Source organism: Streptomyces sp. NPDC058401 (assembly GCF_042722885.1).
Taxonomy (GTDB): domain Bacteria; phylum Actinomycetota; class Actinomycetes; order Streptomycetales; family Streptomycetaceae; genus Streptomyces.
In genome coordinates this window covers 1-22,227 of record NZ_JBHXKA010000073.1, presented here as the reverse complement: position 1 = coordinate 22,227, position 22,227 = coordinate 1, and the positions used below count along the sequence as shown (strand labels likewise).

20 protein-coding genes are annotated in these 22,227 nt (G+C 72.5%); 11 read left to right on the top strand and 9 right to left on the bottom strand.

Annotated features, from left to right (window positions below; all coding sequences use genetic code 11):
• Nucleotides 1–84 precede the first annotated feature (84 nt).
• Genes pelF through ACFWNV_RS24870 form a run of 4 tightly spaced genes read left to right on the top strand, consistent with a single transcriptional unit; the run spans nt 85 to nt 4,740 of the window.
• Nucleotides 85–1,599 carry a GT4 family glycosyltransferase PelF gene (gene pelF / locus ACFWNV_RS24885; protein WP_383951058.1) on the top strand — a complete coding sequence of 505 codons (1,515 nt, stop codon included), beginning with the start codon at nt 85–87 and terminating at the stop codon, nt 1,597–1,599.
• Nucleotides 1,596–3,194 (top strand): hypothetical protein, encoded by a 1,599-nt coding sequence (locus tag ACFWNV_RS24880; protein ID WP_383951055.1) that lies wholly within the window; start codon nt 1,596–1,598, stop codon nt 3,192–3,194. The genes pelF and ACFWNV_RS24880 overlap by 4 nt, the downstream gene beginning before the upstream one ends.
• A 20-nt stretch (nt 3,195–3,214) precedes the next feature.
• Nucleotides 3,215–3,910 carry a spherulation-specific family 4 protein gene (locus tag ACFWNV_RS24875; protein ID WP_383951052.1) on the top strand — a complete coding sequence of 232 codons (696 nt, stop codon included), beginning with the start codon at nt 3,215–3,217 and terminating at the stop codon, nt 3,908–3,910.
• Nucleotides 3,907–4,740: an endo alpha-1,4 polygalactosaminidase gene (locus ACFWNV_RS24870; RefSeq protein WP_383951049.1), complete on the top strand. Its 834-nt coding sequence runs from the start codon at nt 3,907–3,909 to the stop codon at nt 4,738–4,740. Before ACFWNV_RS24875 ends, ACFWNV_RS24870 begins: the two co-directional genes overlap by 4 nt.
• Before the next feature lie 79 nt (nt 4,741–4,819).
• On the opposite strand, the gene ACFWNV_RS24865 is transcribed toward ACFWNV_RS24870, so the two are convergent.
• The 5 genes from ACFWNV_RS24865 to ACFWNV_RS24845 all read right to left on the bottom strand — a co-directional run bounded on the left by ACFWNV_RS24865 (nt 4,820) and on the right by ACFWNV_RS24845 (nt 11,245).
• Nucleotides 4,820–6,001, bottom strand: coding sequence for a sensor histidine kinase (locus ACFWNV_RS24865; RefSeq protein WP_383951088.1), 1,182 nt, complete (start codon nt 5,999–6,001; stop codon nt 4,820–4,822).
• Nucleotides 6,002–6,072: 71 nt separating this feature from the next.
• Nucleotides 6,073–6,816: a hypothetical protein gene (locus tag ACFWNV_RS24860; protein ID WP_383951047.1), complete on the bottom strand. Its 744-nt coding sequence runs from the start codon at nt 6,814–6,816 to the stop codon at nt 6,073–6,075.
• Nucleotides 6,813–8,798 carry a phosphatidylglycerol lysyltransferase domain-containing protein gene (locus ACFWNV_RS24855; RefSeq protein WP_383951045.1) on the bottom strand — a complete coding sequence of 662 codons (1,986 nt, stop codon included), beginning with the start codon at nt 8,796–8,798 and terminating at the stop codon, nt 6,813–6,815. The genes ACFWNV_RS24860 and ACFWNV_RS24855 overlap by 4 nt, the downstream gene beginning before the upstream one ends.
• Before the next feature lie 83 nt (nt 8,799–8,881).
• A complete protein-coding gene (gene cobT, locus ACFWNV_RS24850; protein WP_383951042.1) occupies nt 8,882–9,943 on the bottom strand; it encodes a nicotinate-nucleotide--dimethylbenzimidazole phosphoribosyltransferase in 1,062 nt (353 codons plus the stop codon).
• A gap of 96 nt (nt 9,944–10,039) precedes the next feature.
• Complete coding sequence (locus ACFWNV_RS24845; protein ID WP_383951039.1) at nt 10,040–11,245, bottom strand: bifunctional adenosylcobinamide kinase/adenosylcobinamide-phosphate guanylyltransferase; 1,206 nt, start codon at nt 11,243–11,245, stop codon at nt 10,040–10,042.
• A gap of 104 nt (nt 11,246–11,349) precedes the next feature.
• Here ACFWNV_RS24845 and ACFWNV_RS24840 point away from each other — a divergent pair, with 104 nt between their 5' ends.
• Nucleotides 11,350–11,562, top strand: a complete 213-nt coding sequence (locus tag ACFWNV_RS24840; protein WP_243330004.1) for a hypothetical protein — start codon at nt 11,350–11,352, stop codon at nt 11,560–11,562.
• 100 nt (nt 11,563–11,662) lie between these two features.
• Here the strand turns inward: ACFWNV_RS24840 and ACFWNV_RS24835 are convergent, their stop codons facing one another.
• Both ACFWNV_RS24835 and ACFWNV_RS24830 read right to left on the bottom strand, forming a co-directional pair.
• The gene (locus tag ACFWNV_RS24835) at nt 11,663–12,385 is read right to left on the bottom strand and encodes a class I SAM-dependent methyltransferase (RefSeq protein WP_383951036.1); all 723 of its coding nucleotides are present in this window, start codon (nt 12,383–12,385) and stop codon (nt 11,663–11,665) included.
• 89 nt (nt 12,386–12,474) lie between these two features.
• Nucleotides 12,475–13,083, bottom strand: a complete 609-nt coding sequence (locus ACFWNV_RS24830; protein WP_383951033.1) for a DUF3043 domain-containing protein — start codon at nt 13,081–13,083, stop codon at nt 12,475–12,477.
• 233 nt (nt 13,084–13,316) lie between these two features.
• Between ACFWNV_RS24830 and ACFWNV_RS24825 the strand changes: the two genes are divergently transcribed.
• Nucleotides 13,317–14,108 carry a PspA/IM30 family protein gene (locus ACFWNV_RS24825; protein ID WP_383951031.1) on the top strand — a complete coding sequence of 264 codons (792 nt, stop codon included), beginning with the start codon at nt 13,317–13,319 and terminating at the stop codon, nt 14,106–14,108.
• Nucleotides 14,109–14,121: 13 nt separating this feature from the next.
• On the top strand, nt 14,122–14,400 hold the full coding sequence (locus ACFWNV_RS24820; RefSeq protein ID WP_383951029.1) for a hypothetical protein: 279 nt from the start codon (nt 14,122–14,124) through the stop codon (nt 14,398–14,400).
• A 57-nt stretch (nt 14,401–14,457) separates the two neighbouring features.
• On the opposite strand, the gene ACFWNV_RS24815 is transcribed toward ACFWNV_RS24820, so the two are convergent.
• On the bottom strand, nt 14,458–15,222 hold the full coding sequence (locus tag ACFWNV_RS24815; RefSeq protein ID WP_383951026.1) for a hypothetical protein: 765 nt from the start codon (nt 15,220–15,222) through the stop codon (nt 14,458–14,460).
• Between the two features lie 70 nt (nt 15,223–15,292).
• Here ACFWNV_RS24815 and cobS point away from each other — a divergent pair, with 70 nt between their 5' ends.
• The 3 genes from cobS to ACFWNV_RS24800 all read left to right on the top strand — a co-directional run bounded on the left by cobS (nt 15,293) and on the right by ACFWNV_RS24800 (nt 20,202).
• Complete coding sequence (gene cobS / locus ACFWNV_RS24810; RefSeq protein ID WP_383951024.1) at nt 15,293–16,114, top strand: adenosylcobinamide-GDP ribazoletransferase; 822 nt, start codon at nt 15,293–15,295, stop codon at nt 16,112–16,114.
• Between the two features lie 50 nt (nt 16,115–16,164).
• Nucleotides 16,165–16,881: a response regulator gene (locus ACFWNV_RS24805; RefSeq protein WP_383951021.1), complete on the top strand. Its 717-nt coding sequence runs from the start codon at nt 16,165–16,167 to the stop codon at nt 16,879–16,881.
• Between the two features lie 189 nt (nt 16,882–17,070).
• A complete protein-coding gene (locus ACFWNV_RS24800) occupies nt 17,071–20,202 on the top strand; it encodes an efflux RND transporter permease subunit (protein ID WP_383951018.1) in 3,132 nt (1,043 codons plus the stop codon).
• Between the two features lie 85 nt (nt 20,203–20,287).
• On the opposite strand, the gene nadA is transcribed toward ACFWNV_RS24800, so the two are convergent.
• On the bottom strand, nt 20,288–21,490 hold the full coding sequence (gene nadA / locus ACFWNV_RS24795) for a quinolinate synthase NadA (RefSeq protein WP_383951015.1): 1,203 nt from the start codon (nt 21,488–21,490) through the stop codon (nt 20,288–20,290).
• Nucleotides 21,491–21,807: 317 nt separating this feature from the next.
• On the opposite strand from nadA, the gene erpA reads away from it, so the two are divergent.
• Complete coding sequence (gene erpA, locus ACFWNV_RS24790) at nt 21,808–22,164, top strand: iron-sulfur cluster insertion protein ErpA (RefSeq protein ID WP_243330017.1); 357 nt, start codon at nt 21,808–21,810, stop codon at nt 22,162–22,164.
• The last annotated feature ends 63 nt before the right edge of the window (nt 22,165–22,227 follow it).

The following is a 22,227-nucleotide window of genomic DNA, read 5'->3' as shown; positions in this document are numbered from 1 at the left end:
AGACAGCCACGCGTACCACCTAGCGCCGGCGCTCCGCGAACCACGGGCGCCGGCCCCTTTTCCGTCCTTGGGGGGACACACCGCATGAGCCATGGGCGCCATGTCACCATGCTCACCGAAGGCACCTACCCGCACGTCCACGGGGGCGTCAGCACATGGTGCGACCAACTGGTCCGCGGCATGCCGGAGGTCGACTTCAACGTCATAGCCCTGACCGGCTCCGGACGCGAGCCGGTCACCTGGGAACTGCCGCGCAACGTCTACCGCCACACCAGCGTTCCCCTCTGGGGCGCTCCGCCGGCCCGCAGACTCCGCTCCGGCCTGCGGGGCAAGGCCAAACGCGGTTTCGCCGAGACGTACGAGAACTTCCTGCTCTCCCTGCTCGACCCCGCGCACGGCGGATTCTCCGAATCCCTGCGCGAACTGGCCCTGCTGGCCCGCTCCGGGCGGCTCGCCGCGGCCCTGCGCTCCGAATCGGTCCTGCGCCTGCTGATGACCGTCTGGACCCGCCCCGGCCTGGCCACCGCCACCGCAGAGCCCACCATCCACGACGCGCTCACCGCCACCGACCTGCTGGAACACGCGCTGCGCCCGCTGTCCGTGCGGATCCCGCCCGACAGCGTCGCCCACGCCGTCAGCAGCGGACTGGCCACCCTCCCCGCGCTCGCCGCCAAGTACCTCGACAAGGTGCCCTTCCTCCTCACCGAGCACGGGATCTACCTCCGCGAGCGCTACCTCGGCTACCGCAGCGCCGAACAGCGCTGGCCCGTCAAGGCGCTCATGCTCGGCTTCTACCGCGAGCTCAACACCGAGGGCTACCGGCAGGCCGACCTGATCACCCCGTGCAACCAGTACAACCGCCGCTGGGAGGAGCGCGGGGGCGCCGACTCCGAGCGCATCCGCACCGTCTACAACGGCGTCGACCCGCACGCCTTCCCCGAGGCCGGCCCCGAACCCGAGGTCCCCACCCTCAGCTGGTGCGGCCGCATCGACCCCATCAAGGACCTCGAAACCCTGATCCGGGCCTACGCGTTCATGCGCGAGGAGCTCCCCGCCCTGCGGCTGCGGCTCTTCGGCCCGGTCCCGGCGGGCTGCGAGGACTACCGGCTCACGCTGGAGAAGCTCGCCGCCGAACTGGGCGTGAGCGACGGGATCTCCTACGAGGGCCGCATCGAGGACGTGGCCCGCGCCTACGCGGCCGGCTCGATCGTGATGCTCTCCTCCATCAGCGAGGGCTTCCCCTTCTCCATCATCGAGGCCATGTCCTGCGGCCGCACCACCGTCTCCACCGACGTGGGCGGGGTCCGCGAGGCCGTCGGCGACACCGGGCTCGTCGTCCCGCCGCGCGAACCCGAGACCATGGCCCGCGCCACCCTCGCCCTGCTCCGCGACGACGAACGCCGCGCGGAACTCGGCCGGATGTCCCGCAAGCGGGTGGTGGAGAAGTTCACGCTCCACCAGTCCGTGGACGGCTTCCGCCACATCTACCGCGAGCTCGCCGGCCAGCCCGTCCTGCCCGTCCACGTGGGCGACGAGTGGACCCAGCGCCTCGCCGACCCCTGGTACAAGGAACTCGCCGCCGACGGGAGCCTGTGGTGAGCGGATCCCTCTGGCTCAAGCCGCCCGGTGCGGACGGGAGCCGGGTGCCCGCCACCCACGCCGCGGCCGCCGGGCACGGCACGGCGCCCGCCGCCGACCCCGCCGAGGCCCTGCCCGGCATCCCCAGGCCGCGCCGCGAGGGGCCGGCCGCCGACCCGATGGACGAACTCGCCGAGCGCCTCGACGTGTTCATCGCCGCCGCCGTCCACCCCGACGAGATCGCCGCCGTCCTGGAATCCGACGGGATGACCGACGAACACATCCGCCTCGCCTACGGGCGCCAGGACTCCTTCGGCCTCGCCGAGGAGCTCTACGCCCGGGTGCCGCGCTCCTTCCCGGAGCCCGAAGAGGTCCCCGACCCCTGGAAGGTGCCCCTCACCGCCTGCCTCCTGCGCGGGGTGATCTTCGCCCTGCCCGGGCTCGCCTACCTGCTGGGCTCGCCCCTGCTGGACGGCCCCAAGGACCGGCTGGGGCTGCCCGCCGGGACGCTCACCCTGCTCGCCGGGGCGCTCATCGGCTGGGTCTGGGACCAGACCCTGTCCCACCGGGCGTACTCCTGGCTCGGCCTCGGCGACCGGGCCGCCGCCGGGCGGACCCTGCTCGCCGGAGCCCCCGCGGGGGCCCTCCTGGGGACCGCCGCCGCGCTCGCGGTACCCGGCGGGCCCCCCTTCTCCTACGCCTTCGCCGCCGGTCAGGCCCTGTACGTCGGGGCCGCCACCGTGCTGCTCGTGCTCGGGCGGGAACGGCTGCTGCTCGCCGCGCTCGCCCCGATGGCCGCCGGGGCACTCCTGTCCCTCCTCGTGGAACTGCCCGTTCCGGTCCGGGTGTTCCTGCTCATGGCCTCCCTGCTGGCCGCCTGCGCCCTGGCCGTACGGGAACTGCCGCTGGCCGACGGCGTACGGGCCCTCGTGCTCCGCGTCCGCGGCTGGACGGAGCACCGGCCGGGCGAACGCGGCCCGGTGCGCTGGCAGATGCTGCGCGGCGCCGAGGAGGAGTACGGGCCGCGCGGACCCCGCCTCGGGGACTCCGTCCCGTACGGGGTCTTCGGCCTGGGCACCGGCCTGCTCGTGCTGTACGCCGCCCTGGGCGAGGTGCTCGCCGGGGGCCCCGCCGAGGCGGTCGCGGCCCCCTCGGCGGTGGCGCTCACCCTCAGCATGGGCCCCGCCGAATGGCTGCTCCACCGGTTCCGCAGCGGCAGCCTCGCCGGGCTGCGGGCGGCCCGCTCGCCCCGCCAGTTCTGGCTGCGGATGCTCTCCACCCTGGCCCGGTGCCTCGCCACCTACCTGGCGGTGCTGCTGGCCCTCGGCCTCACCGGAACCCTGCTCTGGCCCGGCGCACCCGGCCTGACCGGGGTCCGGGTCGCCACCCTGCTGCTGCTCGGGGCCGTGATGTGGACCGGGCTGCTCCTGCAGTCCTTCGGGGCGGTCCGGCCCGCCGCGGTGGTCTGCGCCTCGGCGGCCGTCGCGCAGAGCCTGGCCCTGCTCCTGGGCCTCGGCCAGCCGCGCGCCGTGCAACTGGCCGTCGCCGGGGCCGCCGCGCTCGCGCTGGGCACCCTGGTCTGCCTGCTCCTCGGCCGCGCCACGGCCCACCGCTGAGGCTCCCGCCGCTCCTGACGATGCCCGTGACCCCGTACGAGAAGAAGGACCTCATGCTCCTGGTGCCCCTCTACGAGCACCCCGCCGACCGCCCCGAGTACTGGGAGCGGCTCATCAGCTCCGCGGGCCGGCTGCACTCCGTGGTGCTCAACCCCGCCAGCGGTCCCGGCGAGGCCCCCGACGAGCGGTTCGCCGCCGTCGCGCAGCGGCTGCGCGCGGCCGGGGTGGCCGTCCTTGGGTACGCCGACACCGACTACGGGCGCCGCCCGCACGCCGCCGTGGTCCAGGACCTGCTGCGCCACCGCGACTGGTACGGCACGGACGGGACCTTCCTGGACCAGGCCGCGGCCGGGCCCGAGTTCCTGCCGCACTACCGGCGGCTCGTCGTCGCGGCGCGAGCCGCCGGGGCCCGTACCGTCGTCCTCAACCACGGAGTGCACCCGCACCCGGGCTACGCCGAACTCGCCGACCTGCTCGTCACCTTCGAGGGGCCCTGGGACGCCTACCGGGACGCGGCCGCCGTTCCCCCGTGGACGGCGGACCACCCCGCCCACCGGTTCTGCCACCTCGTCTACGCCGTCCCGCCGGGCGCCCCGGCCGCCGAACTCGCCGAGCGGCTGGCGGCCCAGCGGGGGGCGGGGGTGCACTGCGCGGTCCCGGGAACGGGCGCACACCCGTGGGGGACCCTGCCCCACGCCCTGGAGGCCGCCGGATGAGACGCCCGCCCGCCCGCCGCCTGCTGCTGGTCCTCGTACCCCTGCTGCTGCTCGCGGCGTGCACCTCCGGCCCGGAACCGGACGGGGACGAGGACCGGCCCGACGACCTCTCGCCCGCCCCGGCGCCGGGGGAGCGCTGGCAGCCGGCGCCCGGGGTCGGCTGGCAGTGGCAGCTCACCGGGAAGCTCGACACCTCGGTGAAGGCGGCGGTCTACGACGTCGACGGGTTCACCACCACCAAGGAGCAGGTCGCCGAGCTGAAGGCGGCCGGCCGCCGGACCATCTGCTACCTCTCCACCGGCGCCTGGGAGGACTTCCGGCCGGACGCCGGGTCCTTCCCGGCGTCCATGCGCGGGCAGGGCAACGGCTGGGAGGGCGAGCGCTGGCTCGACATCCGGCGGCTCGCGGAACTGGAACCGCTGATCGCCAAACGGTTCGACATGTGCCGGGACAAGGGCTTCGACGCGGTGGAGCCGGACAACATGGACGCCTACCGCAACACGTCCGGCTTCCCCCTCACCGCCCAGAACCAGCTCGACTACAACCGGCTGATCGTGCGGCTCGCGCACGACCGGGGGCTGTCGGTCGGGCTGAAGAACGACCTGGACCAGATCCCGGAACTGGTCGGGGACTTCGACTTCGCGGTCAACGAGCAGTGCGCCCAGTACGACGAGTGCGAGCGGCTGACGCCGTTCATCGCGGCCGGGAAGGCGGTCTTCCACGTGGAGTACGAGCTCCCCGCGAGCCGGTTCTGCGCGGGTACGCGTGCACTGGGGCTGAGCTCGCTGGAGAAGAAGCCCGAACTGGGGGCCTGGCGCCGCTCCTGCTGACCTCCCGGGAAACCCGGCTCCGCCGGGCACCGGGCTCTGCCCGGACCCGCGCCCCAAACGCCGGCGAGGCTGAAATCGCTCAGCCCGCCGGAAGGATCGCGTGCACCCGGTAGCCGCCCCCGAAGCGGGGCCCGGCGAAGCAGGAGCCGCCCAGGGCCACGGCCCGTTCACGCATGCCGAGCAGGCCGTGCCCGCCGCCGGGGTCGCGGGGCTCCGGCGAGGGGTCCGCCGCGGAGCCGCCGTCGTCCAGCACGGTCACCTCCACCGAGCCGCCCACCCGCACCACGCTGACCTCGGCGCCGGCCCCCGGACCCGCGTGCTTGCGGACGTTGGTCAGGGCCTCCTGGATCACCCGGTACGCCGCCAGGTCCACGGCGGCGGGCAGCGGAACCGCGGCGGCCGTGCCCAGCTGGACCATCACCTTCACCGGGAGCCCGGCGTTGCGGAAGGTGTCCACCAGGTCGTCGAGGACGGCCAGGCCGGGCGCCGGTTCGGTCGGCGCCTCCGGGTCGCCGGACTGGCGCAGCAGCCCGACGGTCGCCCGCAGCTCGTTCAGGGCCGAACGGCTGGCGTCCCGTACGTGCGCCAGGGCCTCCTTGGCCTGGTCCGGGCGCTTGTCCATGACGTGCGCGGCCACCCCGGCCTGCACGTTGACCAGGGCGATGTGGTGGGCCACCACGTCGTGCAGGTCTCGGGCGATCCGCAGCCGCTCCTCGGCGACCCGGCGCCGGGCCTCCTCCTCGCGGGTCCGCTCGGCGCGCTCGGCCCGCTCCTGGATGGCGTCGATGAAGGCCCGCCGGCTGCGCACGGCGTCCCCGGCGGCGGCGGCCATGCCGGTCCAGGCGAAGATGCCGAGGTTCTCCTGGGAGTACCAGGGCAGCGGCCCGGCGAGCATGGCCACGCCCGTCAGCCCGGCCATGGTGAGCAGGCCGAGCCGCCAGGTGGTGGGCCGGTCGGTGCGCGCGGCCACCGTGTACAGGGCGATCACCGTGCACATGGCGACGGGGGCCCGCGGCTCCCCGGTGGTCAGTTCCAGCAGCGAGAGCCCGACGGTCACGGCGAGCACGGCGCGCGGCCGCCGTCGCCGCAGCACCAGGGTGCCCGCGCCGAGCACCATGAGGACGAGGGAGAACGGCTCGGGGGTACGGGTCCCGAAGGTCGGCCCGTACTCCCCGTGCGGGTCGGCGAAGGACGCGACGACCATGGCGACGAGCGCCCCGAGCGCCAGTACGGCGTCGGTGGCCAGCGGATGGTCCCGCATCCACTGCCGCGTGAGGCCGAGCGGCCCGAGGTCTGTCGTCACCCCGATACGGTACGGCCCCGCGCCCGTTCTCAGACCCGGGGCGGCGGCACGGGAGGCGCCCCGGGCGGGGCCGGGGGCGGGCTCGCGGCCGGGGGCCGGCCCAGCGGGGCGCGGGAACGCTCCGGGCCCCACTTGGCGCGGACCAGGCAGATCAGCATCACCGAGGCGATGGCGGCCAGGTGCTCCTTGCCCGCCAGGTTGTCCTTGAAGAGCAGCTCGCCGATCATCACCAGGATCACCAGGGAGCCGGTCAGGTACGCCCGGTAGCGCCAGCAGACGTACACGGCGAGCCCGACCACCGCCGCCGAGGGCCCCGTGTCGTTGACGATCTTGTCCGACACGGGCAGGCCGAAGGGGTGGTCGGGGCCGAGCGAGAGCCCGATCCGCGCGTACGTGGTCCCGGCCAGGGTGGCCACGTAGCCGATGACCAGCGTGCGCCACCAGCCGATGCAGATCTCCGAGATCCCGAAGACGAGCAGGATCTGCGCGAGCGCCCCCCACACCGGCAGGTCCAGCGCGGGAACGAACAGGGACAGCGGGGTCCGCAGCAGGGCCAGCCAGAGCGGGTCGACGGCCTTGACCGACCCGAGGTCCTGCACCGGCTGGAAGCCCCATGAGGTCTGCTGGACGAGCTGGAAGACGGCCGTCAGGCAGACCGCGCCGAGGGTCATCGGGATCGCCCGCCACTTGTCGCGGACGAGCGCGTCCCGGACCGTCCGGTACAGGGGCCCCCACTCGCGGCGGGCGAACCGCCGCAGTGAGGCAGTGGTCAACGCTTGCTCTCCAGATGTCTGCGGTGCATCCACTTCGGCAGCCCGGGTGCTTCCAGGAAGCCCTCGGCCCGGCCCGCCGCGATGCCGATCCGCAGCAGGTCCGAACTCTTCTCGAAGAGCATGAACCGCGGTTCCCAGATCGGCCGGTATTTGGCGTTGGCCCGGTAGAGGGACTCGATCTGCCACCAGCGCGAGAAGAAGCTCAGCAGCGAGCGCCACAGACGCAGCACCGGACCGGCGCCGAGCTTCGACCCGCGCTCGAAGACGGAACGGAACATCGCGAAGTTCAGCGAGACCTGTGTGACCCCGATCTCCTTTGACCGCTCCAGGAGTTCGATGACCATGAACTCCATCAGACCGTTCTCGGAATCGCGGTCGCGGCGCATCAGGTCCAGCGACAGACCCTTGGGTCCCCAGGGCACGAAGGACAGCACGGCGCGCAGTTCGCCCGCGCCGTCGAAGCACTCCAGCATCACGCACTGGCCGTCGTCGGGATCGCCCAGCCGGCCCAGTGCCATGGAGAACCCGCGCTCGGTCGCGCCGTCGCGCCAGTCGTCGGCGCGCAGCAGGAGTACGTCCATCTCCTCGGCCGGGATGTCGGCGTGGCGGCGGATGCGGACGGTGTACCCGGCGCGCTTGACGCGGTTGTAGGCCTGGCGGACGGTGCGCATGGCGCGGCCCTCCAGGGTGAACTCGTCGGTCTCGACGATGGCCTCGTCGCCCAGCTCCAGCGCGTCCAGCCCGTGCCGGGCGTAGATCTGCCCGGCTTCCTCGCTCGCGCCCATCACGGCGGGGACCCAGCCGTGCTCGCGGGCCTCGGCCAGCCACGGGTCGATGGCGCCGGGCCAGGCCTCGGGGTCGCCGATCGGGTCGCCGGAGGCCAGCGAGACCCCGCCGACGACGCGGTAGGTGACCGCGGCCTTGCCGGTGGGGGACCAGATGACGGACTTCTCGCGGCGCAGCGCGAAGTAGCCCAGCGAGTCGCGGTCACCGTGCCGGGCGAGCAGCAGGCGCAGCTTCTCCTCGTCCTCCTCGCCGAGCGGGTCCACGGCGCGGCGCGAGCGGAAGGCCGCGAACAGGACGGCGAGCAGCAGCAGCGTGGACATGACGTTGATGGCCACGTCCACCCAGCCGGGGGTGGTGATCGTGTTGTAGGCCTTGTCGTCCGGTGCCAGGGTGACCAGCCGCATCACGCCGTACCGCCAGCGGGCCAGGAAGGTGGCGTCCGCGGCGTCCGGGTCGGTGTTGGTCGCGCCGACCAGCAGGGCGGCGACCAGCGAGGTCACCAGCAGGCCGACGGAGGCGACCAGGCTGGCCAGCAGCGGGTTGGAGCGGTCGCCCTTGGCGTAGAACTCCCGGCGGCCCAGCAGCAGGGCGCCGACGAAGAGCGCGGTCAGCCCGAAGGCCACCCAGTTCTGCGGGTGGCCGCGGAACTCCGGGTAGCAGAACTCGTACGTGCCCCCCGAGCACGGGGCGAAGGAGGCGACGGCGGCCATCGCGAAGGCCGCCAGCAGCAGCCCGCTGAGCACCAGGTTCAGGATCCAGGCCGCGCGCTTGCGGCGGCCCATGGTGACGGTGAGCAGCAGCGAGAACGCCGCGGAGGCGAAGCCCGCCGTGAGCAGGTACGGGGTGTAGAAATCGGCGGTGCTGTGCCGGCGCAGGTCCTGGCCGAGCGAGAACCACACCGCACTGAGCAGGTTGACGAAGGTGACGGCGCGCAGGTACCACACCGCGAAGGTGGCGCTGCGGCGCGAACGGACGCTTCCGCGGCCGTTGTCCCGGCCGTTGTCCCGGCCGTTGTCCCGGCCGGGAGACGCGGCTCCCTGGCCGTTGGTCGGGCTGTTGCCCTGGGCGTTCGCCGGGGTGGCCGCCCGGGCGTTCCCCCGCCCGCCCCCCGGATTGTTTCTGCCGTTCGGATCCCCACCGGTTCCTCGGTCGGTCTTCCGATCGGTCTCTGCGCTGGTCAAACGGACCTCTCCCATAAAAAGCGATGATATGGGGCATCGCGGTCCGTGCTGGGGTCCCTGAGGGCCACGGCCTGGTCAGGACCGCGGGCCCCGGTGACTCATTCGGTCGGCTCGGCCGCTCGCTCGGGCAGTTCCGCCGCGAGTGCGGCGGCCGCCTGGACGAGGGGGAGAGCCAGCAGCGCCCCGGTTCCTTCTCCCACAGTGACGCCGTGGTCGAGCACGGGGTTGAGTGCCATCCGGTCCAGTGCCTTCGCCTGGCCGGGCTCTCCGCTGGCCTGCCCGGCCAGCCACCAGTCCGGAGCCCGGAAAGCGGCCCGCTGGGCCACCAGACCGCAGGCCGCCGAGACGACCCCGTCCAGGATCACGGGGGTGCGGCGGACCGCGCACTGGAGCAGGAAGCCGGTGATCGCCGCGACGTCGGCGCCGCCCACGGTGGCGAGCAGCGCGACCTGATCCCCGAGGACGGGCCGGGCGCGTCGCAGGGCGTCCCGGATCGCCGCGCACTTGCGCATCCAGGTCAGGTCGTCGATCGGCATGCCGCCGCGGCCGGTGACCACGGAGGCGTCGGTGCCGCACAGGGCGGCGACGAGGGTCGCGGCGACGGTGGTCCCGCCGACGCTCAGATCGCCGAGGACGACCAGGTCGGTCCCGGAGTCGGCCTCCTCGTCGGCGATCTGGATCCCGAGGCGGAGCGCGGCCCGGGCCTCCTCGGTCGTCAGCGCGTCCTCCACGTCGATCCGCCCGCTGCCGCGCCGGACGCGGTGCTTGGTGATCTCCTGGGGCAGCAGATCGAGATGGCAGTCCAGGCCGGCGTCCACGATCCGTACGGAGGCACCGAGCCGTCCGGCCAGGACGGCCACCGGGCTGCGCCCGTCCAGGACGGCCCGCACCAGCTCGTGGGCGCTGCCGGCGGGACGTACGGAGACCCCCTGGGAGGCCACTCCGTGGTCGGCGGCGAACAGCACGACGCGGGGCCGCTCGATCGGCTTGACCGGCACCCGCCCCTGGGCTGCGGCGAGCCACTCGGCGAGTTCGTCGAGCCGCCCCAGCGCCCCGACCGGCACGGCCAGCCGTTCACGGCGTTCCTCGGCGTCACGCCGGACGCCCCCGTCGGGGCGCTCGATCAGATCGGAGAAGTCGTCGAGATTCAGCGTGGTCATTTGCCAGAGGGTACAGCGGCCCCCCGGGCTGCCCGAACGGTCCGTGCGCCGCTTTCCGTTGCCGGTGCCCGCGGCCGCCGTTGCCGGTGCCCGCGGCTACTGCTTGAGGACCAGGGCCTGCCCCGCCACCACCAGGAGGACGTGCTCGCACTCCCCGGCGACCCCCGCGTTCAGCCGCCCCAGCTCGTCGCGGAACCGGCGCCCCGACGCGGTCGCGGGGACCACGCCCGAGCCGACCTCGTTGCTGACCAGCACCACCGGCCTGCGGGTCGCGCGGACGGCGGCCACGAGCTCCTCGGTCCGTTCCCGCAGCTCCGCGGCGCCCTTGTCCGCCCACACCGAGTCGTCCCACGCGCCGGCCCGGTCCATGGCGTCGGTGAGCCACAGCGCCAGACAGTCGATGAGCAGCGCCGGGCCCTCCTGCGCCAGCAGCGGCACCAGATCGCAGGTCTCCACCGTCCGCCAGGACGCGGCCCGGCGCTCCCGGTGGAGCCCGACCCGCGCCGCCCAGTCCGCGTCGCCCTCGCGGGTGCCGCCCGTGGCCACGTAGACGACCTCCGGGTAGCCGGTCAGCCGGCGCTCGGCCTCGTACGACTTGCCCGACCGGGCCCCGCCCAGGACCAGGGTCCGCCGCGGCACCTCGGGCGCCGCCCGGTACTCCCCGGCCGCCACCGTGGTCCCGTCCGGCACCGTCCGCGCACCCGCGGCCGCGCACCGGCGCTCCAGTTCCGCGCCCGGCGGGGTGTCGTGGTCCAGGTGGACGGCGATCACGTCCGTGGCCGGGCCCACCGCCCCGCTGGCCCGCAGCCGCGCCAGCGCCTCCGGCCGGCCGAGCACGTCCGCGAGGACCACGTCGTACGGGCGCCGCCCGCTGGTGCCCGAGGTCCCGGCCGGGGCCCCGCCCGGCGGCAGGTACAGCATCCGGGCACCGTCCGGCCCGGTCACCTCGTACCCGGTGCCCGGCGCGTCCATCGGCACGGCCCGCACCCGGTGCCCGGAGATCACCGCGAGCTCCCGCCCGTCCGGCACCCGCCCGGCGGCCGGCAGCCCCGGCGGCAGCTCCACGGGCGGGCCGTCGTGCGGGTGGGTCAGCAGGACCTGCCGTACGGCGGCCAGCGAATGCCCCGCCCGGGCGCCGGCGAGCACCGCCCCGGGGGTCAGGTCCAGCAGCAGCGCCCCGTCCACGAGCACGGAGGTGGCGGCGCGCGCCCGGGGCCCCACGGAGAGCGCGCACGCGGCGCAGGGACAGCCGGGGCGGGGCAGTCCTTCGGGTGTGCCGGTGCCGAGCAGAGTGAGTTCCACAGGATGATCCTCCCGCGTCGCCGGGACTGCTGCGCGCCCGGTTAGTCTGCGGGCACACTCAAGGCGAGAAGCGTGTGAGAAGCGGACGAGCAACGGAGGCGGACATGGCGTGGACGTGGCGGTTCGAGACGGCCGACGGCAGTGAGACGAGCCCGTCGGTGGTGCCGGAGGAGTTCACCACGCAGGGGGACGCCGAATCCTGGATCGGCGAGTACTGGAAGGACCTGCTGGAAGGCGGCACCGAACAGGTGAAGCTCTCCGACGACAGCGGGGTCCAGCTCTACACGATGAGCCTGCGCGAGGCGGCGGAACTCTGACCGGAGCTGACGGGCGCGGCCGGTCCTGACCGGTTCCGGCCGGGTGCGCGAGAGCCCGGACCCCCTCGGGGGGTCCGGGCTCTGCCGTGCGAAGAGGGGGCTACCCCCGTACGCCGCACAGGTGCAGCAGCGCCGCGACCCCGCGGTAGGGGTCGGTCCGCCCGGCGCGGTCCTCGGCGGCGAGCAGCCGCTCCAGTTCCGCGTCGGCGGGGAGCTTGTCCGAGGCCTCGGTGCCGTCGGTGAAGACGCGTACGCCGTACCAGGTCTGCAGCGGGGCGCCGATCCCGGACAGGGTCGCCGTCAGCGTGGCCAGCCGGTCGGCGCGCACGTCCAGGCCCAGCCGGTTCGTGTAGTCGACGCCTTCGAAGGCCGCCAGCGCGCCCGTCCAGTCACCGTGCAGGCCCGGCCGCATGGCCAGGGCGTCGCCGTTGCGCACCAGCAGGGACAGCAGCCCGCCGGGGGCCAGCATCCGGGCGAGCCCGGCGAGCATGGCGTCGGGCTCGGGCACGTACATGAGGACGCCGTGGCAGAGCACGACGTCGAAGCTGCCGGGCAGGAAGTGCGCGCCGGTCTCCCGGCCGTCGCCCTCCATGAGGCGGACGCGGTCCTGGATTCCGGGGGGCTCGGCGGCCAGCACCTCACGGGCGACGGCCAGCATCTCCGGATCCTGCTCCAGTCCGGTCACCATGTGCCCGGCGCGGGCCAGGCGCAGCGCCTGCGTGCCCTGGCCCATGCCGACGTCGAGGACGCGCAGCCGCTGCCCCACGGGGAAGCGGTGCGCGATCTGCTCGTCGACCTGACGGCCGACTAGCTCCTGGCGCACCGCGTTGCGGAGCCCGCCCAGGCCTTCCAGCCACAGCCGGGCCCCGTCCGCGAAGCCACCCCCGCCGAACGCTCCGGGCGTTCCTCGGCTCAGGGCCGTTCCCCGCGCTTGACCTGCGGCTTCGGCAGACGCAGTCGGCGCATCTGGAGGGTGCGCATCAGGCCGTACGCGACGGCGCCGCGCTTGGGCTCGTCCGGGAAGCGCTGGTTCAGGGCCTTGCGCAGGCGGATGAACATGCCGACGGAGTCGACGAGGATCAGCGCGATCACGCCGAGCCACAGCAGCAGGGCGATGTTCTGGATGGAGGGCACCCGCACCATGCTCAGCACCAGGATGATCACGGCCAGCGGCAGGAACATCTCGGCGACGGAGAAGCGGGAGTCGACGAAGTCGCGCACGTAGCGGCGTACGGGACCCTTGTCGCGGTTGGGCAGATAACGCTCGTCGCCATTGGCGAGTGCCTCGCGCTGCTTGGTCATCTCGACCCGGCGGCGCTCACGAGCTCGCTTGGCATCCTCCTTGCGGTTGCCGGTCGAGGCCACCACGGCCTTGCGCTGCGACTGGGCCACAGCACGCTTCGGCGTCGGGCGGCCCTTCGGGGCCTGAGGGTCACGGGACTGCGAGAGGTCGGCGCTCACCTTGTCGGTGGCGGCGTCCTTCTCTTCCTTGGAGGATCGGCTACCAAACACAAAACCCAAGGGTACGTGGTTGCGGGCACGGGCCCCATCCCGGCGGGGAACGATCCGGCAACGGCGGGCGTCCTTCCTGAGGGGAGCACCTACTCCTTACGCCTGACACGGCTGACGATCAGTCGTCCTGGAGGAGGAGCGCATCCCCGCTCGAACAGTGCGGTAATAGAGACAGGGCCCGTACTGTGGGTCTTGTTGGTGACCAGCAGCGAAGTCCGTCTAGAAGGGGGCGCGCGAAGCCCATGAGCGGTGTCATGAAGCGTATGGGGATGATCTTCCGCGCGAAGGCGAACAAGGCCCTGGACCGGGCCGAGGACCCGCGCGAAACCCTCGACTACTCGTACCAGAAGCAGCTGGAGCTGCTTCAGAAGGTGCGCCGCGGCGTCGCCGACGTGGCGACCTCCCGCAAGCGGCTGGAGCTGCAGCTCAACCAGCTCCAGGGCCAGTCCAGCAAGCTGGAGGACCAGGGCCGCAAGGCGCTGGCCCTGGGCCGCGAGGACCTGGCCCGTGAGGCCCTGTCCCGGCGCGCCTCGCTGCAGCAGCAGGTCAGCGACCTGGAGGTGCAGCACCAGACCCTCCAGGGCGAGGAGGAGAAGCTGACCCTCGCCGCGCAGCGGCTCCAGGCCAAGGTGGACGCCTTCCGCACGAAGAAGGAGACCATCAAGGCCACGTACACGGCCGCCCAGGCGCAGACGCGGATCGCCGAGTCCTTCTCCGGCATCTCCGAGGAGATGAGCGACGTCGGCCTCGCCATCCAGCGGGCCGAGGACAAGACGGCGCAGCTCCAGGCCCGCGCCGGCGCGATCGACGAGCTGCTCGCCTCCGGCGCGCTCAGTGATGCGAGCGGGCTCGCCAAGGACGACCTCCAGGCCGAGCTGGACCGCATCTCGGGCGGTTCGGACGTGGAGCTGGAGCTCCAGCGCATGAAGGCCGAGCTGGCGGGCGGCCCGTCCGCCCAGCAGCCGTCCATCGAGGGCGGCGCCCCGGGCGCCGGCCAGCAGCCGCAGACCCAGCACCGGTTCGACAAGCAGTAGGACGGGGCCCGTCATGATTGTCCGCATCATGGGGGAAGGTCAGGTGGAGCTGGCTGACAGCCACTTCACCGAGCTCAACAAGCTGGACGACGTACTGCTCAAGGAGATGGAGAGCGGTGACGAGGAGGGGTTCCGGCGGACGCTGGGCGAGCTCCTCGACGCCGTGCGGCGGCTCGGCGAGCCGCTGCCCGACGAGGCGCTGGAGCCGTCGGAGCTGATCCTGCCCGCCCCCGACGCCTCGCTGGCCGAGGTGCGGGAGATGCTCAGGGACGACGGACTGATCCCGGGCTGACCGGGAGCAGAGGCACGGAGAAGGGCCCGTCCCCCATGGGGGACGGGCCCTTCTCCGTCACTGGAGCTCCTTCTCGGAAGGCCGTTCCCGGTCCGGGGCCCCGCCGATGAAGTTCTCGAACTTGCGCCGTGGCGAAGCCCACCGGCGGTCGTGGTGGAAGGCGCGCAGCTTGGCCTTGGCCCGGGCCTTCGGGCGGTTCGCGTAGAACTTCTTCGCGTACGGGGAACCGGGCCGGGCGAGCCGGACCGCGCCGATCAGCGCGACGAAGGGGATGACCGTGCCGAAGAACGCGGTGCGCGCCTTGCCCTTCCACAGGGCGAGCAGGGCGAGGAAGAAGTTGGTGGTCGTGTTCATGGCGACCAGTCCGCGGTTGTGCCGCTCGTCCTGGGTGAGGTCGTTGACCCCGAAGGGCAGGAAGCCGCCCAGCACCAGCGCCACGATCGCCGCGGTCAGGACCACGATCTCCACGCTCTTGCGGCCCTGCTCGCTCCAGTAGACGTCGTCCAGGTGCAGGATCAGCGCGAACTCGTCCAGCACCAGCCCCGCCCCGAGCCCGAAGATCACGGCCGACAGACCCGCCCCGAAGCTGTGCCGGGCGCTCCCGATCGCCCCGAAGCCGCCGATGATCACGAGGACCACGCCCGGGACCACGTGGTGGATGTGCATCCCGCCCGGGGTGACGTTCTTGAAGGGCCCCCGCCCCGCCCGGATCATCCGGGTGATCATGCGGGTGACCAGGAAGGACAGGACGAAGGAGACCAGCGCGAGGAGCAGCGGGAGCTTCCCCGGCTCCACGATGTTGCGATACCACCAGTGACCCATGCCACCACCTCCCGATTTGGGGTGTATTGGGTAACTTACCGGTCCTGTCGAGCAGGTAGCGTTCGCGCCGATGACAGATTCGTACGACGGCCCGTCCCCTACGCCGCCCCCGGAGCGCGCCTCGCTGCTCGACGGGGTCCGCTTCGCCTTCGGCACGCTCACCGTGCTGCCCACCCGCATCACCCGCTGGGACCGTCCCGCCGCCCGCACCGGCATGGCCTGCGCCCCCCTCGCCGGGCTCGTCGTGGGGCTCCTCGCGGCCGTGCCCGGCGTGCTCCTGCTGCTGTGCGGCGGCGGACCGCTGCTCGCCGCGGCCGTCACCGTCGCCGTACCGGCGGCCCTGACCCGCGCCCTGCACCTGGACGGCCTCGCCGACACGGTGGACGGACTGGGCAGCGCCAAGCCGGCCGACGCCGCGCTGCGCATCATGAAGCAGTCCGACATCGGCCCCTTCGGGGTGGTGGCGCTGGTGTTCGTGCTGCTGGTCCAGGTCGCGGCACTGGCGAACGTGTACGCCGACAGCTGGATCCGCGGCGCCCTGGCCGCCGTGGTCGCCGCCGTCACCGCCCGCCTCGCCATGACCCTGGCCTCCCGCGACGGGGTCCCCGCGGCCCGCCCCGAGGGGCTGGGCGCGGCCGTCGCCGGAGCCGTCCCGCGCGAGGCGGCCGCCGTGGTCGCCGGGCTCGTGGTGGTCCTGGCCGCCGCCCTCGCCCTGCCGCTGGGCCTGCCGGCCGCCGCGCAGCACGCGGTGGCGGTCCTGGCCGCCCTGCTGGCGGCCGAAGCCCTGCTCCGCCGCTGCGTACGCCGCTTCGACGGGGTCACCGGCGACGTGTTCGGAGCCCTGGCCGAGGTCTCCGCGACGACGGCCCTGGTCGTACTGGCCCTCGGCTGAAGCACCCGGCCGCCCGGCCCCCGCCGCGGCGGACGACGTAGGGTCGGGGCGTGGAAGAGACCCCGAACCAGGCCCCGACGCCCATCCGGGTGCTCCTCGCCGACGACCAGGCCCTGCTGCGCAGCGCGTTCAAGGTGCTCGTCGACTCCGAGGCCGACATGTGTGTCGTCGGGGAGGCCTCCGACGGGGCGCAGGCCTTCGAGCTGGCGCGCACGCTGCGGCCCGACGTCGTGCTCATGGACATCCGGATGCCCGGCACCGACGGCCTCGCCGCCACCCGGCTGATCAGCGCCGACCCCGAACTGACCGGCGTGCGCGTGGTGATGCTGACGACCTTCGAGGTCGACGAGTACGTGGCCGCGGCCCTGCGGGCGGGCGCCTCCGGGTTCCTCGGCAAGGGCGCCGAGCCCGAGGAGCTGCTCAACGCCATCCGCGTCGCCGCCGCCGGCGACGCACTGCTCTCCCCGGCCGCCACCAAGGGGCTCATCGCCACCTTCCTCGCGCAGGGCGGCGGGGAGGGGGCCACCCCCGCCGGGGGCTCCGACCGCGTCCAGCGGCTGGCCGCGCTGACCGGGCGCGAGCGCGAGGTCCTCGTCCTGGTGGCCGCGGGCCTGTCCAACGACGAGATCGCCCGCCGGCTGGAAGTCAGCCCGCTCACCGTCAAGACCCATGTGAACCGGGCCATGTCCAAGCTCGGAGCCCGCGACAGGGCGCAATTGGTGGTCATCGCGTACGAATCGGGACTAGTGCGGCCCAGGGCCGAGTAGGCCGGAGGAATCCGGAGTACTCCCGCCTACTGCGGACGCGGTATGCCCCGGATAAGGACGAGACCTGGGGGCGACGTCGGGGTGCCCGTGCGCGGGAGAGGCTGAGGGGCCCCGCGCGTGCCCGAAGGCACGACTGCCCGTCATGCCTCGTCGACGTCACCGCGTCCCTGCAGAGAGATCCCCATACCCATGTTCCGGCTGTCCCGCTTCAGCCTCGCCCAAAGGGCGCTGATCGGCCTCGTGTCGCTCGTCGCGCTCCTCTTCGGCGCCATTGCCATCCCCCAGCTCAAGCAGCAGCTGCTGCCCTCCATCGACCTGCCGATGGTGTCCGTGCTCGCGCCCTACCAGGGCGCCTCGCCCGACGTGGTGGAGAAGCAGGTCGTCGAACCGATCGAAGCCATGCTCAAGGGCGTCGACGGCATCACCGGCATCACCTCCACCGCCAGCGAGGGCAACGCCCTGATCATGGCGACCTTCGACTACGGCGACGAGGGCACCAAGCAGCTCGTCGCCGACGTCCAGCAGGCCGTCAACCGGGCCCGCGTACGGCTGCCCGCCGAGGTGGACCCGCAGGTCATCGCCGGTTCCACCGATGACATCCCGACCGTGGTCCTCGCCGTCACCTCCGACAAGGACCAGCAGGCGCTCGCCGACCAGCTGAACAAGTCCGTGGTCCCCGCCCTGGAGGACATCGCGGGCGTCGGCCAGGTCACCGTCGAGGGGGTCCGTGACCTCCAGGTCACCGTCACCCCCGACAACGCCAAGCTCGCCGCCGCCGGCCTCGACGGCGCGGCCCTGGCCCAGGGCCTCCAGGCGGGCGGCGCCACCGTCCCCGCCGGCTCCTTCGACGAGGCGGGCAAGAACCGCACCGTGCGCGTCGGTTCGGGCTACACCTCGCTCGCCCAGCTGGAGGACCTGCGCCTCACCGCCGGACCGGGCAAGCCCGCCGTCCGCCTCGGCGACGTGGCGAGCGTGAAGCAGGAGCCGGCCAAGGCCGACTCCCTCACACGCACCAACGGCAAGCCCAGCCTCGCCCTCATGCTGACCATGGACAAGGACGGCAGCGCCGTCGCCATCTCGGACGCGGTCAAGGACAAGCTGCCCGAGCTGCGCACCACCCTCGGCTCCGGCGCCGACCTGACCGTGGTCAGCGACCAGGGCCCGGCCGTCGCCAAGTCCATCTCGGGCCTGACCACCGAGGGCCTGCTCGGCCTGGTCTTCGCGGTCATCGTGATCCTGGTCTTCCTCGGCTCGCTGCGCTCCACGCTGGTCACCGCGGTCTCCATCCCGCTGTCCGTGGTCCTCGCGCTGATCGTGCTGTGGACCCGCGACCTCTCCCTCAACATGCTGACGCTGGGCGCCCTCACCATCGCCATCGGCCGGGTCGTCGACGACTCGATCGTGGTCCTGGAGAACATCAAGCGCCACCTCGGCTACGGCGAGGAGCGGCAGCACGCGATCATCACCGCGGTGAAGGAAGTGGCCGGCGCGGTCACCTCCTCCACGCTCACCACCGTCGCCGTCTTCCTGCCGATCGCCTTCGTGGGCGGCATGGTCGGCCAGTTCTTCGGCCCGTTCTCCATCACCGTCACCGCGGCCCTGCTGGCCTCGCTGCTCGTCTCCCTGACGGTCGTGCCGGTGCTCTCGTACTGGTTCCTGAGCGCCCCGAAGGGCGTCAGCGAGGGCGACGCCGCGAGCATCGAGAAGGCCCGCCGCGAGGCCGAGGAGAAGGAGTCCCGCAGCAAGCTCCAGCAGTTCTACGTACGGGCGCTGCACCTGGTCACCCGCCGCCGGGTCGCCACCCTGATCGTCGCCGTCGTGGTGTTCGTCGCGACGCTGGGCATGACCCCGCTGCTCAAGACGAACTTCTTCGACCAGGGCGAGCAGGAAGTCCTCAGCATCAAGCAGCAGTTGCCGCCCGGCACCTCGCTCGCCGCCGCCGACGAGGCCAGCCGCAAGGTCGAGAAGGTGCTGGAGGGCACCGACGGGGTCAAGGACTACCAGGTCACCGTCGGCTCCTCCGGCTTCATGGCCGCCTTCGGCGGCGGTACGGGCTCCAACCAGGCCTCGTACCAGGTCACGCTGGAGGACTCGGGGAAGACCGAGTCCGCCAAGAAGCACATCGAGACCGCCCTGAAGGGGCTCGACGGCATCGGCGAGACCACCATCGCGGCCGGCGACGGCTTCGGCAGCCAGAACCTCAGCGTCGTCGTGAAGGCCGGTGACGGCGCCGTCCTCGCGCAGGCCGCCGAGCAGGTCCGCGCCGAGGTCGCGAAGATCAAGGACGTCACCGACGTCCAGAGCGACCTGTCCCAGTCCGTGCCCCGGATCTCGGTCACCGCCACCCCCAAGGCGGCGGAGTTCGGCCTGAACCAGGCCGCGCTCGGCGCCCTCGTCGGCCAGGCCGTCCGCGGAAACCCGGCGGGCAAGGCCGTACTGGACGACACCGAGCGGGACATCGTCATCAAGTCCGCGCAGCCGGCCACCACCCTGGCCCAGCTGCAGGCGCTGCCCGTCGGCCCCGTGAAGCTCGGCGACATCGCCGAGGTCAAGGAGGTCCCCGGCCCCGTCGCGATGACCCGGATCGACGGCGCCCGCGCCGCGACCATCACCGCGAAGCCGGTCGGCGACAACACCGGCGCCGTCAGCTCCACCCTGCAGACGAAGATCAAGGCCCTGGACCTGCCCGAGGGCGCCACCGCCACCATCGGCGGCGTCGGACAGGACCAGAGCGAGGCCTTCGGACAGCTGGGCCTGGCCATGCTCGCGGCCATCGCGATCGTGTTCATGCTGCTCGTCGCGACGTTCCGCTCGCTCGTCCAGCCGCTGATCCTGCTGGTCTCCATCCCGTTCGCCGCGACCGGCGCGCTCGGCCTGCTCCTGGTCACCGGCACCCCGCTCGGCGTCCCGGCGATGATCGGCATGCTGATGCTCATCGGCATCGTCGTGACCAACGCGATCGTGCTGATCGACCTGGTCAACCAGTACCGCGCCCAGGGCTACGGCGTCATCGAGGCGGTCGTCGAGGGCGGCCGCCACCGGCTGCGCCCGATCCTGATGACCGCACTGGCGACGATCTTCGCGCTGCTCCCGATGGCGCTCGGCGTCACCGGCGAGGGCGGCTTCATCTCGCAGCCGCTCGCGGTGGTCGTCATCGGCGGCCTCATCAGCTCCACCCTGCTGACCCTGCTCCTGGTGCCGACCCTCTACACGATGCTGGAGCTCCGCAAGGAGCGCCGCAGCGCGAAGAAGAGGGCCCGCCTGAGCGTGGTCCCGGCCCCGGCCGCCTCCGCGGAGGAGGAGAGCCCGGTCAAGGTCTGAGGTCCGTAGGGACGTACACGCCGAAGGGCCGCCCCTCGCAGGAGGGGCGGCCCTTCGGTCGTCGCGCGTACTGCTGCCGGACCGGCTACGGAAGCGCGAGCATCCGCTCCAGGGCGAGCTTGGCGAAGTCCGCGGTCTCCTTGTCGACCTGGATCTGGTTGACGAGGTTGCCCTCGGCCAGGGACTCCAGGGTCCACACCAGGTGGGGGAGGTCGATGCGGTTCATGGTCGAGCAGAAGCAGACCGTCTTGTCGAGGAAGACGACCTCCTTGTCCTCGGCGGCGAACCGGTTCGCCAGCCGCTGGACGAGGTTCAGCTCGGTGCCGATGGCCCACTTGGAGCCGGCCGGGGCCGCCTCCAGCGCCTTGATGATGTACTCGGTGGAGCCGACGTAGTCCGCGGCCGCCACGACCTCGTGCTTGCACTCCGGGTGGACCAGGACGTTCACGCCGGGGATGCGGGCGCGCACGTCGTTGACCGAGTCGACCGAGAAACGGCCGTGGACCGAGCAGTGCCCGCGCCACAGGATCATCTTGGCGTTCCGCAGCTGCTCGGCGGTCAGGCCGCCGTTCGGCTTGTGCGGGTTGTAGAGCACGCAGTCGTCGAGGGACAGGCCCATGTCGCGGACGGCGGTGTTGCGGCCCAGGTGCTGGTCCGGCAGGAAGAGGATCTTCTCGCCCTGCTCGAACGCCCACTCCAGGGCCTTCTTGGCGTTGGACGAGGTACAGATCGTGCCGCCGTGCTTGCCGGTGAAGGCCTTGATGTCGGCCGAGGAGTTCATGTACGAGACGGGGACCGTGACTCCGGCGACACCCGCCTCGGTCAGCACGTCCCAGCACTCCGCGACCTGCTCGGCGGTGGCCATGTCGGCCATCGAGCAGCCCGCGGCCAGGTCCGGCAGGACCACCTTCTGGTCGTCCGAGGTCAGGATGTCCGCGGACTCGGCCATGAAGTGGACGCCGCAGAAGACGATGTACTCGGCCTCCGGCTTGGCGGCCGCGTCCTTGGCGAGCTTGAAGGAGTCACCGGTGACGTCGGCGAACTCGATGACCTCGTCACGCTGGTAGTGGTGGCCGAGGATGAAGACCTTGTCCCCGAGCTTCTCCTTCGCGGCGCGGGCGCGCGCCACGAGGTCCGGGTCCGACGGCGAAGGCAGGTCGCCGGGGCACTCCACCCCGCGCTCGCTCTTGGGGTCGGCCTCGCGGCCGAGCAGCAGCAGGGCAAGGGGCGTCGGCTGGACGTCCAAAGGCTGGTTGTCCAAAGGCTGGGCGGTGGTCACGACACGCACCCTTTCTGTTCTGCGACAAGGGACTTCTGAAGCACTCCGAAGCCATCGCTTCGACTTCTCGTCTATTTGACGCTATCTATCATAACTGCTTCACGTCACTTTGACGATGCCGATAGTGTCGATGTGACGAATTCGCCCGCCCGCCACCGGTGCCTCACGGGGACCCACCACCGCGCGGGGGTGTGCGAGCATGGAATTTCTGAAACACGCGTCGGGTCCCGGAATGAATCCGCGGTCCCGCTCGTTGCCACCGACGGCAAGAGTCCGACGTTTCCCCGCTCCCGGCGGGGAGCCGCCCACTTCGGGAGTGAATGCAGATGTCCGTACAGGACGAAAAGACCACCGTGAGCGACGGCATCCTCCTGTCCGACGCCGCCGCCGAGAAGGTCAGGACCCTCCTGGAGCAGGAAGGCCGCGATGACCTGGCGCTGCGCGTCGCCGTCCAGCCCGGCGGCTGCTCCGGCCTGCGCTACCAGCTCTTCTTCGACGAGCGCTCCCTCGACGGCGATGTCGTGAAGGACTTCGACGGTGTGAAGGTCGTCACCGACCGGATGAGCTCCCCGTACCTGCACGGCGCCTCGATCGACTTCGTCGACACCATCGAGAAGCAGGGCTTCACGATCGACAACCCGAACGCCACCGGCTCCTGCGCCTGCGGCGACTCGTTCAACTAAGCACGGCGGCGCTGAGGGCCCTACGGGGCCCACAGGGCCAACGAGAGGGGCCCGCCCGCGGAC

What these genes read in the sequence shown, in the direction of transcription:
- cobT (WP_383951042.1), bottom strand. Translation starts at nt 9,943, where the DNA reads ATGACCACGCTGAATCTCGACGACTTCTCCGATCTGATCGAGCGCCCC.
- erpA (WP_243330017.1), top strand. Translation starts at nt 21,808, where the DNA reads ATGTCCGTACAGGACGAAAAGACCACCGTGAGCGACGGCATCCTCCTG.
- ACFWNV_RS24825 (WP_383951031.1), top strand. Translation starts at nt 13,317, where the DNA reads ATGAGCGGTGTCATGAAGCGTATGGGGATGATCTTCCGCGCGAAGGCG.
- ACFWNV_RS24865 (WP_383951088.1), bottom strand. Translation starts at nt 6,001, where the DNA reads ATGCGGGACCATCCGCTGGCCACCGACGCCGTACTGGCGCTCGGGGCG.
- ACFWNV_RS24800 (WP_383951018.1), top strand. Translation starts at nt 17,071, where the DNA reads ATGTTCCGGCTGTCCCGCTTCAGCCTCGCCCAAAGGGCGCTGATCGGC.
- ACFWNV_RS24875 (WP_383951052.1), top strand. Translation starts at nt 3,215, where the DNA reads ATGCCCGTGACCCCGTACGAGAAGAAGGACCTCATGCTCCTGGTGCCC.
- ACFWNV_RS24820 (WP_383951029.1), top strand. Translation starts at nt 14,122, where the DNA reads ATGATTGTCCGCATCATGGGGGAAGGTCAGGTGGAGCTGGCTGACAGC.
- cobS (WP_383951024.1), top strand. Translation starts at nt 15,293, where the DNA reads ATGACAGATTCGTACGACGGCCCGTCCCCTACGCCGCCCCCGGAGCGC.
- ACFWNV_RS24840 (WP_243330004.1), top strand. Translation starts at nt 11,350, where the DNA reads ATGGCGTGGACGTGGCGGTTCGAGACGGCCGACGGCAGTGAGACGAGC.
- pelF (WP_383951058.1), top strand. Translation starts at nt 85, where the DNA reads ATGAGCCATGGGCGCCATGTCACCATGCTCACCGAAGGCACCTACCCG.
- ACFWNV_RS24855 (WP_383951045.1), bottom strand. Translation starts at nt 8,798, where the DNA reads ATGGGAGAGGTCCGTTTGACCAGCGCAGAGACCGATCGGAAGACCGAC.
- ACFWNV_RS24870 (WP_383951049.1), top strand. Translation starts at nt 3,907, where the DNA reads ATGAGACGCCCGCCCGCCCGCCGCCTGCTGCTGGTCCTCGTACCCCTG.
- ACFWNV_RS24815 (WP_383951026.1), bottom strand. Translation starts at nt 15,222, where the DNA reads ATGGGTCACTGGTGGTATCGCAACATCGTGGAGCCGGGGAAGCTCCCG.